Here is a 14,137-nt window from a genome sequence, read left to right on the forward strand (position 1 = left end):
GGGCGAAACGGTGGATCGGCCGCGACGCGGCGAAGGAGCTTACCGCGCCGAAGACGCTGGAACGCCTCGTCGCCAGATCCCGCTAGGACGCATACCGGCCGTCAGGCCGCTTCCATGGCCTCGCGCACGGCGCGGATCGCCTCGTCGGCTTTCGCGCCGTCGGGACCACCCGCCTGGGCCATGTCGGGACGGCCGCCGCCGCCCTTGCCGCCGAGCGCCGCGGACGCGACCCGCACCAGATCGACGGCCGAGAAGCGGCCCGTCAGATCCTCGGTCACGCCGACGACCACGCTCGCCTTGCCGTCGTCGCCCGAACCGATGAAGACGACCACGCCCGAGCCGACAGACTGCTTGCCGGCATCGGCGAGCGGCTTCAGATCCTTGGGCTGGACGCCCGACACGCTTTTCCCGATGAAGCCGACACCGGCGACCGTCTCGGCCTCGCCGCCCCCGGCAGCGCCGGCCCCCTCACCGCCGCCGAGCGCCAGCTTCTTGCGTGCTTCGGCGAGCTCACGTTCGAGCCGCCGCCGCTCGTCGAGCAGCGCCTCGAGCCGGCCCGCGGCTTCGGCGGGCGACACCTTCAGCGCGGACGCGACCTGCTTCAGCCGCTTTTCCTGTTCGTCCAGATAGTGCCGGGCCGCCTCGCCCGTCAGCGCCTCGAGGCGGCGCACGCCAGAGGCGACCGCGCTTTCGCCGACGACGCGGATCAGCCCGATGTCGCCGGTCGCCGAGACATGGGTGCCGCCGCACAGCTCGACCGAATAGGCGCGGTTCGCCTTCGGGCCCGACTGCGCAGTGCCCATCGAAACGACGCGGACCTCGTCACCGTATTTCTCACCGAACAGCGCCATCGCACCCTCGGCAATCGCGTCATCCACCGCCATCAGCCGCGTGGTCACCGGCGCGTTCTGCAGGACGACCGCGTTGGCGATGTCCTCGATCGCCTCCAGTTCCTCGGCCGAGACAGGCTTGGGATGCGAGAAGTCGAACCGCAGCCGGTCGGGCGCAACCAGCGAGCCCTTCTGGGCGACATGGGTTCCAAGTGTCTCGCGCAGCGCCTCGTGGAGAAGATGCGTCGCCGAATGGTTGGCGCGCACCTTGCCGCGGCGCTGGTGGTCTACCTCGAGCTCGACCTCGGCGCGAAGCCCGGCCTCGCCGTAAACGACCTTACCGAGATGGACGAACAGCCCGTCGGCCTTCTTCTGCGTGTCGGTGACCACGATCTCGAAGCCGTCGCCGCGGATCGTGCCGGTGTCGCCGACCTGGCCGCCCGATTCGCCGTAGAACGGCGTCTGGTTGACCACAACCGCGACCTCGGACCCTTCGGCGGCCGTATCGACGGGCTTGCCGTCGCGCACCATTGCCGTGATCACGCCTTCCGCCTTTTCCGTCGCGTAGCCGAGGAACTCGGTGGCGCCGAGCCGGTCGCGCAATTCGTACCAGACGGTTTCCGTGGCCGCCTCGCCGGAGCCGGCCCAGCTGGCGCGGGCCTCGGCCTTCTGCCGCTCCATGGCGTCGGTGAAGCCGGCGATGTCGACCGAGATGCTGCGCTGGCGCAGCGCATCCTGCGTCAGGTCGAGCGGGAAGCCGTAGGTGTCGTAGAGCTTGAAGGCGGTCTCGCCGTCGAGGCGGGCGCCCTCGCCCATGCCTTCCGTCGCGTCGGAAAGCAGGCCGAGGCCGCGGGCGAGCGTCTTGCGGAAACGGGTCTCCTCGAGCTTCAGCGTCTCGGTGATCAGCGCCTCGCCGCGCACCAGCTCCGGATAGGCCCGGCCCATCTCGCGCACCAGCGCGGGAACCAGGCGCCACATCAGCGGCTCGGCCGCGCCGAGCAACTGGGCATGGCGCATGGCGCGGCGCATGATGCGGCGCAGGACATAGCCCCTGCCCTCGTTCGACGGCAGGACGCCGTCGGCGATCAGGAACGAGGAGGCGCGCAGATGGTCGGCGATGACGCGGTGGCTCGCCCGGTTCTTGCCCTCGGCGGGAACGCCGGTCGCCTCCACCGAGGCGCGGATCAGAGCCTTGAACAGGTCGATGTCGTAATTGTCGTGCTCGCCCTGGAGGACGGCGGCGATGCGCTCCAGCCCCATGCCGGTGTCGATGGAGGGGCGCGGCAGGTCGACGCGCTCCTCCTTCGTCAGCTGCTCGTACTGCATGAAGACGAGGTTCCAGATCTCGATGAAGCGGTCGCCGTCCTCGTCCGGGCTGCCGGGAGGGCCGCCGGCGATGCCTTCGCCGTGGTCGTAGAAGATCTCGGAGCAAGGGCCGCACGGGCCGGTATCGCCCATCGCCCAGAAATTGTCGCTGGTCGGGATGCGGATGATGCGCTCGTCGGGCAGGCCGGCGATCGACTTCCAGTAGCCGGCGGCCTCGTCGTCGGTGTGGTAGACGGTGACGAGGAGGCGGTCCTTCGCCAGCCCGAACTCCTTGGTGATCAGGTTCCAGGCGAGCTCGATGGCGCGGTCCTTGAAATAGTCGCCGAACGAGAAGTTGCCGAGCATCTCGAAGAAGGTGTGATGGCGCGCGGTGTAGCCGACATTGTCGAGGTCGTTGTGCTTGCCGCCGGCGCGGACGCATTTCTGCGCGGTCACGGCCCGGCTGTAGGGGCGCTGCTCGAGCCCGGTGAAGACGTTCTTGAACTGCACCATGCCGGCATTGGTGAACATCAGGGTCGGGTCGTTGCGCGGCACCAGCGGGCTGGAGGCAACGATCTCGTGCCCGCTCCGGGCAAAGTAGTCGAGGAAAGCCGACCGTATCTCGTTGACGCCACTCATGCCAAAAGCCTTTTGAGAAGGAGCCGCAAGGCTCCGCAAGACAGGGAAATCCAGCACGGCTTTTAGCGTCGAGCCATGCGGCTGTCCAGAAAGGTGGCGCGCGAAAGCGTGCGGCTTTCCACTTTCGGCGGAAGGACGCGATTGCCGCGATCGGGCGGGCAGCCGGCTCACGGCGATCGCGCCCGGCCGAGGGCCGTCCCGATCAAGGAAAGGGTCGCAGGCGCCGGCAGGCCTACATGCCGGACGCCTCGTCGATGTCGGACCCGTCCTGATCGCCGGGGCCGCCGTTCTCGAGGAAGCGGTCGGCGATCAGGCCGGCATTCTGGCGCAGCGCCAGCTCGATCTCGGCCGCGGTGTCGGGATTGTCGCGCAGGAACTGCTTGGCGTTCTCGCGCCCCTGCCCGAGGCGCTGGGAATTGTAGGAGAACCACGCGCCCGACTTCTCGACCACGCCGGCCTTGACGCCGAGATCGACCAGCTCGCCGGTCTTCGAGACGCCCTCGCCATACATGATGTCGAACTCGACCTGCTTGAAGGGCGGCGCGAGCTTGTTCTTGACCACCTTGACGCGGGTCTGGTTGCCGACGACCTCGTCGCGGTCCTTGACCGCGCCGATGCGGCGGATGTCGAGCCGGACCGAGGCGTAGAACTTCAGCGCGTTGCCGCCGGTGGTGGTCTCGGGCGAGCCGAACATGACGCCGATCTTCATGCGGATCTGGTTGATGAAGATGACCATGCAGTTCGAGCGCGAGATCGAGGCGGTAAGCTTGCGCAGCGCCTGGCTCATCAGCCGGGCCTGAAGGCCGGGCAGCGAGTCACCCATCTCGCCCTCGATCTCGGCGCGCGGGGTCAGCGCCGCCACGGAGTCGACGACGAGGACGTCGATCGCGCCGGAGCGGACCAGCGTGTCGCAGATCTCCAGCGCCTGCTCGCCGGTGTCGGGCTGCGAGATCAGGAGGTTCTCCAGATCGACGCCGAGCTTGCGGGCATAGACGGGGTCGAGCGCGTGCTCGGCATCGACGAAGGCGCAGATGCCGCCCTTCTTCTGCGCCTCGGCCACGGTGTGCAGGGCGAGCGTCGTCTTGCCGGAGCTCTCGGGGCCGTAAATCTCGACGATGCGCCCCTTGGGGAGACCGCCGACGCCCAGCGCGATGTCGAGGCCGAGAGAGCCGGTCGAAACCGTCTCGATCTCGACGACCTGCTCGTTGGCGCCCAGCCGCATGATCGAGCCCTTGCCGAAAGAGCGCTCGATCTGGGCCAGCGCCGCATCCAGAGCCTTTGATTTGTCCACCGAACTGCCCTCAACAAGCCGCAACGTATTCTGTGACATGATAGCTTACCCCTTGATCGTCAGCGAAGCCGGGTCTTTCCGGTGTCCCTGTCTTTTTTGTACCTTTTTTGTTCTGTTTTTGCAAGAGAGCTAACCTACTGATATATCTTTACAATATCATTTTGTTCTCTTTTTGTATTGCGGCTTTTCACGCCTGAAGCGCCGAAAGCACGCAGGAGGAAACGCGGCTAATCCGCGGCGAGTCGCGAGACGAGCGCGATCAGCTGGCCCTGCCGGTGGGTGCCGGTCTTCTGGAATACGATCTTGGCGCGCTGGCGCACCGTTCCCTCCGAAAGGCGCAGGATCTCGGCCGCTTCCGCCAGCGATCGCCCGTTGGCGAGGATCTCGCACAGGCGGGTCTCGGCGGCGCTGAGGCCGAATGCGAGCTTGAGGCTGCCGGGGTCGAGGCGAAGCGCGGGACCGACCAGAGGCTCGATCACGACGAGCGCCTGCGGGCGCGGGCGCACCAGGAGAGGAAGGCTGGGTCCGCCGAATTCGGGCGCGCGGGTAACGCTGATGCGCACGACGTGCCCGCCCGGGGCGAAGGTCGCCCTGTCGTACGATTTGTGCGAGCCGGAAAGCAGGCGGGCGACGGTTTCCTCCAGCCAGCGCTGCGCCGCCGGGTCGCGCAGGGCGAGGACGTCGCCGAGGCCGGTGATGAGATCGCCGCGGACCATGGCGATCGCGGCGGCGGAGTTCGCCTCGCCGATGCGCCGCCCGGCGTCGACGAGCAGGGCCGGAGCATCGATCCGCTCGATGAGAGGGCCGAGGCGCTTGCTGCGCTCCAGCCCGTGGCGCAGCAGCGCCGCGTTGCGCACGGCGCCGGCAAGGCCGTCCTTTATGCGCCGCAGGATGTCCTCGGTGAAGCGGTCGGCGTAGTGGGCCTGATCGAGCGCGTAGTGCCAGCCGACGAGGATGGTGTTTTTGCGGTCGACATCGAGGCGCAGGCCGCAGGCCGCCTTCAGGTGCTCCTGCTCGTCCAGCCAGTCGGCGTAGAATTCGCTGTCGCGGAACGAGGAGGACGGGCAGTCCCGTTCCGAGAGGCTGATCCGCCCGGCGGGGACGGTCTCCCAATAGGCCATCCATGGATTGATGGCGGCGTAATAGTCGATGTAGGAGGCGGCGTGGGACGGGTCTATCCCCTCCCCGAAAGCGGCGTTCACCGCGGCGTGACGGGTCATGTCGACATTGATGATGATCGGGGCCGATCCCGGCAGTGCCTCGTGAAGACGAAGGCAGACCTCGTCCCAGGAACTGCGCCCCCATCCGATCTCGTCGAGAAGATGGCGGATATCGTAGGCCGCGTTCGCCGCATTCCGTCCCAGAATGACACGCTCCCCCTCTGCTATCCGCTTCGAGGCTAGCAGATGAGGGCTCGTCGCGGCCAGCGGAAAAGCGAAAGGCCGCCGGCGACCAGCCGGCGGCCTTTCCCGTTCGGTTTGCGGCCCGCGCCTATTCGGCGGGGTCGGCCGTCATGTCGGCGAGCACGGGCGCGGCCATCTCCGCGCCGGTCGACTTGCGGCGCTCGTCGAGGATCATCTCGTCGCGGGCCGTCGCGATGCGGCGGATCTGGGTCATGGTGCCGCCCGTGCCGGCCGGGATGAGGCGGCCGACGATGACGTTTTCCTTGAGACCCTGCAGGCCGTCAGTCTTGCCGGCGATCGCAGCCTCCGTGAGAACCTTGGTGGTCTCCTGGAAGGACGCGGCCGAGATGAACGACGGGGTCTGCAGCGATGCCTTGGTGATGCCGAGGAGGACCGGATCGCCGTATGCCGGCTTCTTGCCTTCCTCGATCAGGCTGTCGTTGACGTCTTCCAGCTCGATACGGTCGACATTGTCGCCGACGATGTAGGTCGAGTCGCCGGCATCCGTGATCTCGACCTTCTGCAGCATCTGGCGAACGATCACCTCGATGTGCTTGTCGTTGATCACAACGCCCTGCAGTCGGTAGACTTCCTGGATTTCGTTCACGAGGTAGGAAGCGAGTGCTTCCACGCCCTTGATCGCCAGGATGTCGTGCGGCGCCGGGTTGCCGTCGAGGATGTAGTCACCCTTTTCGATGTAGTCGCCGTCCTGAAGGTGGAAGGGCTTGCCCTTCGGGATCAGGTACTCGACCGGCTCGACACCGTCTTCCGCCGGCTCGATCATCACGCGACGCTTGTTCTTGTAGTCGCGGCCAAAGCGAACCGTGCCATCGATCTCTGCGATGACGGCGTGGTCCTTCGGACGGCGGGCTTCGAACAGTTCGGCAACGCGCGGCAGACCACCGGTGATGTCCTTGGTCTTGGCGCTTTCCAGCGGCGAGCGGGCAAGAACGTCACCCTGGGAGACCTTCTGGCCCGGCTCGACCGAGAGGATCGCGTCGACCGAGAGCATGAAGCGCGCGTCGCTGCCCTTGGCGAGCTTGAAGGGCTTGCCCTTGTCGTCGAGGACGGTGATCGCCGGCTTCAGGTCCGACCCGCGCGGGGTCGAGCGCCAGTCGATGACCTCGCGCTTGGTGATGCCGGTCGATTCGTCGGTCGTCTCCTGCACCGAGATGCCGTCGACCAGATCCTCGAACGCCACCTTGCCGCCGACCTCGGTGAGGATCGGACGGGTGTAGGGGTCCCACTCGGCGAGACGCTGGCCGCGCTTCACCTTGTCGCCATCATCGACGAAGATCTTCGAACCGTAGGCGACGCGCTGCGAGGACCGTTCCACGCCGCGCTCGTCGAGAATGGTGACCGCCATGTTGCGGCCCATCGCGACGAGGTTACCGTCGGAGTTGCGCAGCATGTTGCGGTTCTTCATCTGCACCGTGCCTTCATACGATGCTTCCAGGAACGACTGGTCGACCACGGTCGCCGTGCCGCCAAGGTGGAAGGTACGCATGGTGAGCTGGGTGCCCGGCTCGCCGATCGACTGTGCCGCGATGACGCCCACGGCTTCGCCCATGTTGACGGGCGTGCCGCGTGCAAGGTCGCGACCGTAGCAGACGCCGCAGACCCCGGTCTGGATTTCGCAGGTCAGTGCCGAGCGGATGCGGATCGACTGGATACCGGCCTTCTCGATCTCGACGACGTCGGGCTCGAGGATCATCTTGCCGGCATCGACAATGCGCGCGCCGGTGACCGGATGGTCGATATCGTCGAGCGCGGTACGGCCGAGCACGCGGGTGCCGATCGACGCCACGACCTGACCGGCATCGACGATGGCGGTCATGGTGAGGCCGGTTTCGGTGCCGCAATCGACATGCGTGACGATGCAGTCCTGCGCGACGTCGACGAGACGACGGGTCAGGTAACCGGAGTTCGCGGTCTTCAGTGCGGTGTCTGCCAGACCCTTGCGGGCGCCGTGCGTCGAGTTGAAGTACTCGTTCACGGTCAGGCCTTCCTTGAAGTTCGAGATGATCGGCGTTTCGATGATCTCGCCCGACGGCTTGGCCATGAGGCCGCGCATGCCGCCCAGCTGGCGCATCTGGTTCGGAGAACCACGGGCGCCCGAGTGGGACATCATGTAGATCGCGTTCATCGGCTTCTGGCGACCGGTTTCCGGGTCGAACTCGACGGCCTTGATTCGGGCCATCATGTCCTCGGCAACCTTTTCGGTGGCCTTGCCCCAGGCATCGACGACCTTGTTGTACTTTTCGCCCTGGGTGATCAGGCCGTCATTGTACTGCTGCTCGTATTCCTTGACGAGGTTTTCGGTATCACCGACGATCTTCGCCTTGGTTTCCGGAATGATCATGTCGTCCTTGCCGAACGAAATGCCGGCGCGGCAGGCATGGGCAAAGCCGAGCTGCATGATGCGGTCGCAGAAGATGACCGTGTCCTTCTGACCGCAGTGACGGTAGACCGTGTCGATCATCTTGGAGATGTTCTTCTTGGTCATTTCCTGGTTGCAGGTCTCGAACGGCACGTTGACGTTCTTCGGAAGAAGTTCGCCGATGATCATGCGGCCGGGCGTCGTCTCATAGATCTTCGAGACCAGCTTGCCGTCGGCATCCATGGTCTTGAAGCGGCCACGGATCTTGGCGTGCAGGGTGACGACCTTGTTCTCGAGCGCATGGTGCAGTTCGCCCATGTCGGAGAAGGCCATGCCTTCGCCCGGCTCGTTCTGGTTCATGATCGCCAGATAGTAGAGGCCGAGAACCATGTCCTGCGACGGAACGATGATCGGTGCGCCGTTCGCCGGATGCAGGATGTTGTTCGTCGACATCATCAGCACGCGTGCTTCCAGCTGGGCTTCCAGCGAAAGCGGAACGTGAACGGCCATCTGGTCGCCGTCGAAGTCGGCGTTGAAGGCCGTGCAGACGAGCGGGTGCAGCTGGATGGCCTTGCCTTCGACCAGGATCGGTTCGAAGGCCTGGATGCCCAGGCGGTGCAGCGTCGGTGCGCGGTTCAGGAGAACCGGATGTTCGCGGATGACCTCGTCGAGGATATCCCAGACCTCGGGCTTTTCCTTTTCAACCAGCTTCTTGGCCTGCTTGACGGTCGAGGAGAAACCCTTGGCGTCGAGGCGGGCGTAGATAAACGGCTTGAACAGTTCGAGCGCCATCTTCTTCGGCAGGCCGCACTGGTGCAGCTTGAGTTCCGGGCCCGTCACGATGACCGAACGGCCGGAATAGTCGACGCGCTTGCCGAGCAGGTTCTGGCGGAAGCGGCCCTGCTTGCCCTTGAGCATGTCGGACAGCGACTTCAGCGGACGCTTGTTGGCGCCGGTGATGACGCGGCCGCGGCGGCCGTTGTCGAACAGGGCGTCAACCGATTCCTGAAGCATGCGCTTCTCGTTACGGATGATGATGCCCGGTGCACGCAGCTCGATGAGGCGCTTCAGACGGTTGTTGCGGTTGATGACGCGGCGGTAGAGATCGTTGAGGTCCGACGTCGCGAAACGACCGCCGTCCAGCGGGACGAGCGGGCGCAGGTCCGGCGGGATCACCGGAACGACCTTCATGATCATCCATTCCGGGCGGTTGCCGGATTCCATGAAGTTCTCGACGATCTTCAGGCGCTTCATCAGCTTCTTCTGCTTCAGGTCCGACGTGGTGTCGGCCAGATCCTGACGCAGATCGCCGGCGATCTTTTCGAGGTTCATCGAGGCGAGCATCTCGTAGATGGCCTCGGCGCCGATCATCGCCGTGAACTGGTCTTCACCATATTCATCGACGGCGATCATGTATTCTTCTTCGGAAAGAAGCTGGTTTTCCTTGAGCGCGGTGAGGCCCGGCTCCGTCACGATGTAGTTCTCGAAATAGAGAACGCGCTCGACATCCTTCAGCGTCATGTCGAGGAGCGTCGCGATGCGCGACGGCAGCGACTTCAGGAACCAGATGTGGGCAACGGGCGCAGCGAGCTCAATATGGCCCATGCGCTCGCGGCGAACGCGCGACAGCGTGACTTCGACGCCGCACTTTTCGCAGATGATGCCCTTGTACTTCATGCGCTTGTACTTGCCGCACAGGCACTCGTAATCCTTGATCGGCCCGAAGATGCGCGCGCAGAAGAGACCGTCGCGTTCCGGCTTGAACGTGCGGTAGTTGATGGTTTCCGGCTTCTTGATCTCGCCGTACGACCACGACAGGATCTTTTCCGGCGACGCGATCGAGATACGGATGGAGTCGAACGTCTGCGCAGGCACCTGCGGGTTGAAAAGGTTCATGACCTCTTGGTTCATGCCTATCTCCTGTTCGGGACGGGATGCGTCCCTCTTTCGAATTTGCGGGCCCTGCGACCCTGGACGTGATCCGCTTGCGGGCCTCGACCCGTGCGAGCATCACGCGAACCCTGCTGCACTTCAGGTCCGGCGACCCATCCAATCGGCCGCTGGAAAACTCGCGGCACCGCGGGGTAAAAGGCCCCGCGATGCCATTGCGACAATTACTCCGCCGCGTCCGGCAGACGCGCCGGCTGCTCGTCGACCTTGGAGTTCTCCAGCTCGACGTTGAGGCCGAGCGAGCGCATTTCCTTGACGAGAACGTTGAAGCTCTCCGGAATGCCCGCCTCGAACGTGTCGTCGCCGCGCACGATCGCCTCGTAGACCTTGGTGCGGCCGGCCACGTCGTCCGACTTCACGGTCAGCATTTCCTGCAGCGTGTAGGCGGCGCCGTAGGCTTCGAGCGCCCAGACCTCCATCTCGCCGAAGCGCTGGCCGCCGAACTGCGCCTTGCCGCCCAGCGGCTGCTGGGTGACGAGCGAGTACGGGCCGATCGAGCGCGCGTGGATCTTGTCGTCCACAAGGTGGTGCAGCTTGAGCATGTAGATGTAGCCGACGGTCACCTGGCGGTCGAACGCCTCGCCCGTGCGCCCGTCATAGAGCGTGGACTGGCCGCTGGTGGCCATTCCCGCCTGCTGGAGCATGGCGTCGATGTCGCTCTCGCGCGCGCCGTCGAAGACCGGCGTCGCGATCGAGACGCCGCGCTTCATCTGCTCGCCGAGACGGATCACCGACTCGTCGTCATAGTCGCGCACCGGCTCGTTGCGATCGTTCTCAGGGATGATCGCCTCGATGGTCTGCCGAAGCGGCTTGATGTCTCCGCCTTCCTTGTAGGCCTCGATCAGCTCGCCGATCTTCCTGCCCATGCCGGAGCATGCCCAGCCGAGATGCGTCTCGAGGATCTGGCCGACATTCATGCGGCTCGGCACGCCGAGCGGGTTCAGCACGATGTCGACATGCGTCCCGTCCTCGAGGAACGGCATGTCCTCGGCCGGCATGATGCGGCTGACCACGCCCTTGTTGCCGTGGCGGCCAGCCATCTTGTCGCCGGGCTGCATCTTGCGCTTCACCGCGACGAAGACCTTGACCATCTTCATGACGCCGGGGGGCATCTCGTCGCCGCGCTGCACCTTCTCGACCTTGTCCATGAAGCGTTGCTCGAGCGCCTTCTTGGACTCGTCGTACTGGCCGCGCAGGGCCTCGAGCTCGCTCTGGGCCTGTTCGTCCTCGACGGCGAACTGCCACCATTGCGAGCGCGGATAGTCGGCGATCGACTCCGGCGACAGCGCCCCGCCCTTCTTCCAGCCCTTGGGGCCGGCGATGGCGGTGCGGCCGTTCAGCATGTCGGCGAGGCGCGAATAGACGTTCCTGTCGAGGATCGCCTGCTCGTCGTCGCGGTCCTTGGCCAGGCGCTCGATCTCCTCGCGCTCGATGGCCATGGCGCGCTCGTCCTTCTCGACGCCGTGGCGGTTGAAGACGCGCACCTCGACCACGGTGCCGAAGGTCCCGGGCGGCATGCGCATGGAGGTGTCGCGCACGTCCGACGCCTTCTCGCCGAAGATGGCGCGGAGCAGCTTCTCCTCCGGCGTCATCGGGCTCTCGCCCTTCGGCGTGATCTTGCCGACGAGGATGTCGCCCGGCTGGACCTCGGCGCCGATATAGACGATGCCGGCCTCGTCGAGGTTCTTCAGCGCCTCTTCCGACACGTTCGGGATGTCGCGCGTGATCTCTTCCGGCCCGAGCTTGGTGTCGCGGGCCATGACCTCGAACTCCTCGATGTGGATCGAGGTGAAGATGTCATCGGCGACGATGCGCTCGGACAGGAGGATCGAGTCCTCGTAGTTGTAGCCGTTCCACGGCATGAACGCGACGAGCACGTTGCGGCCGAGCGCCAGATCGCCGAGATCGGTCGAGGGGCCATCGGCGATGATGTCGCCCTTGTTGACCCGGTCGCCCATCCGCACGAGCGGGCGCTGGTTGATGCAGGTGTTCTGGTTCGAGCGCTGGAACTTCTGGAGGCGGTAGATGTCGACGCCCGACTTGCCGGGATCGAGGTCCTCGGTCGCGCGGATGACGATACGGGTCGCGTCCACCTGGTCGACGATGCCGCCGCGGCGGGCGCCGATGGCGGCGCCGGAGTCGCGGGCGACGATCGGCTCCATGCCGGTGCCGACGAACGGCGCCTCGGCGCGCACCAGCGGCACGGCCTGACGCTGCATGTTCGAGCCCATCAGCGCGCGGTTGGCGTCGTCGTTCTCGAGGAACGGGATCAGCGCCGCGGCGACCGAGACCATCTGCTTCGGCGACACGTCCATCAGGTCGACATTCTCGCGCGGAGTCATCATGACCTCGCCGGCATGGCGGCAGATCACGAATTCCTCGGTGAAGCACCCTTCCCCGTCGAGCTCGGCATTGGCCTGCGCGACGTAGTGCTTGGCCTCCTCCATCGCCGACAGATAGACCACCTCGTCGGTGATCCTGCCGCCGACGATCTTGCGGTACGGGCTTTCGATGAAGCCGTACTTGTTGACGCGGGCGAAGGTCGCGAGCGAGTTGATCAGGCCGATATTCGGGCCTTCCGGCGTCTCGATCGGGCAGATGCGGCCGTAATGCGTGACGTGGACGTCGCGCACCTCGAAGCCGGCGCGCTCACGGGTCAGGCCGCCCGGCCCGAGCGCCGACAGGCGGCGCTTGTGGGTGATCTCGGAGAGCGGGTTGGTCTGGTCCATGAACTGCGAGAGCTGCGAGGAGCCGAAGAACTCGCGCACGGCCGCGGCCGCGGGCTTCGCGTTGATCAGGTCCTGCGGCATGACCGTGTCGATCTCGATCGAGGACATGCGCTCCTTGATCGCGCGCTCCATGCGAAGCAGGCCGACGCGGTACTGGTTCTCCATCAGCTCGCCGACGGAACGGACGCGGCGGTTGCCGAGATTGTCGATGTCGTCGATCTCGCCCTTGCCGTCGCGCAGCTCCACCAGCGTCTTGACGACGGCGATGATGTCCTCCTTGCGAAGGGTCCGCACGGTGTCCTCGGCGTCGAGCTCGAGACGCATGTTCATCTTGACGCGGCCGACGGCCGACAGGTCGTAGCGCTCGGCGTCGAAGAACAGCGAGTTGAACATGGCCTCGGCCGTGTCCATCGTGGGCGGCTCGCCCGGGCGCATGACGCGGTAGATGTCGAACAGCGCGTCCTGGCGGCTCTCGTTCTTGTCCACGGCGAGCGTGTTGCGGATGTAGCCGCCGACATTGACGTGGTCGATGTCGAGGATCTTGATCTCGTCCTGGCCGGCCTCGAGCAGGACCTTCAGCGTCTTCTCGTCGATCTCGTCGCCGGCCTCGAGATAGATCTCGCCTGTGGCGTAGTTGACGATGTCCTCAGCGAGGTAAGAGCCGTAGAGATCGTCCTCGGTGGCGCGGATCGCCTTCAGGCCCTTCTCGGCGAGCTGCTTGGCCTGGCGCGCGGTGATCTTGCGGCCGGCCTCGACCACGACCTCGCCGGTGTCGGCGTCGATCAGGTCGTTGACGGCCTTGAGGCCGCGGAAGCGCTCGGCATTGTAGGGAATGCGCCAGTGATCGCCGGCGCGCTCGTAGGTGAGCATGTCGTAGAAGGTGGAGAGGATCTCCTCGCCGTCCATGCCCAGCGCCATCAGCAGGCTGGTGACGGGGATCTTGCGGCGGCGGTCGATGCGGGCGTGGACGACGTCCTTCGAGTCGAACTCGATGTCGAGCCACGAGCCGCGGTAGGGAATGACGCGCGCGGCGAACAGCAGCTTGCCCGACGAATGCGACTTGCCCTTGTCATGGTCGAAGAAGACGCCCGGCGAGCGGTGCATCTGCGAGACGATGACGCGCTCGGTGCCGTTGATGATGAAGGTGCCGTTCGACGTCATGAGCGGCATGTCGCCCATGTAGACGTCCTGCTCCTTGATGTCCTTGATCGACTTGGAGCCGGTGTCCTCGTCGATATCGAACACGATCAGGCGCAGCGTCACCTTGAGCGGCGCGGCATAGGTCAGGTCGCGCTGGCGACACTCGTCGACGTCGAACTTCGGCGCCTCGAACTCGTACTTGACGAATTCGAGCATCGAGGCCCCGGAAAAGTCCGAGATCGGGAACACCGACTTGAACACCGCCTGCAGCCCCTCGTCGGGACGGCCGCCCTTGGGCTCGTCCACCATGAGGAACTGGTCGTAGGATGCCTTCTGAACCTCGATCAGGTTCGGCATCTCCGCAACTTCCGGAATCTTTCCGAAGAATTTGCGTACGCGCCTGCGACCATTGAACGTGTGGGTCTGGGCCATCGTCGCTCCTTGCTGCCTTCCTGGCTTCGTGCCGGCTG

At 65.4% G+C, this 14,137-nt stretch carries 5 protein-coding genes; all 5 read right to left on the reverse strand.

The features are described from left to right. Positions 1–101: 101 nt before the first annotated feature. Positions 102–2,774: an alanine--tRNA ligase gene (gene alaS, locus M9945_RS21975; protein WP_367946247.1), complete on the reverse strand. Its 2,673-nt coding sequence runs from the start codon at positions 2,772–2,774 to the stop codon at positions 102–104. A 232-nt stretch (positions 2,775–3,006) separates the two neighbouring features. Then, the gene (gene recA / locus M9945_RS21980) at positions 3,007–4,104 is read right to left on the reverse strand and encodes a recombinase RecA (RefSeq protein WP_367931388.1); all 1,098 of its coding nucleotides are present in this window, start codon (positions 4,102–4,104) and stop codon (positions 3,007–3,009) included. 188 nt (positions 4,105–4,292) lie between these two features. Then, positions 4,293–5,285 carry a helix-turn-helix transcriptional regulator gene (locus tag M9945_RS21985; RefSeq protein ID WP_367946248.1) on the reverse strand — a complete coding sequence of 331 codons (993 nt, stop codon included), beginning with the start codon at positions 5,283–5,285 and terminating at the stop codon, positions 4,293–4,295. A gap of 271 nt (positions 5,286–5,556) precedes the next feature. Next, entirely contained in the window at positions 5,557–9,759 is a 4,203-nt protein-coding gene (rpoC, locus tag M9945_RS21990) for a DNA-directed RNA polymerase subunit beta' (RefSeq protein ID WP_367946249.1), read from the reverse strand. Between the two features lie 203 nt (positions 9,760–9,962). Then, on the reverse strand, positions 9,963–14,099 hold the full coding sequence (gene rpoB / locus M9945_RS21995) for a DNA-directed RNA polymerase subunit beta (protein ID WP_367946250.1): 4,137 nt from the start codon (positions 14,097–14,099) through the stop codon (positions 9,963–9,965). Positions 14,100–14,137: the final 38 nt, after the last annotated feature.

The sequence above is a fragment of the Aquamicrobium sp. genome, assembly GCF_023954335.1.
GTDB lineage: Bacteria > Pseudomonadota > Alphaproteobacteria > Rhizobiales > Rhizobiaceae > Aerobium.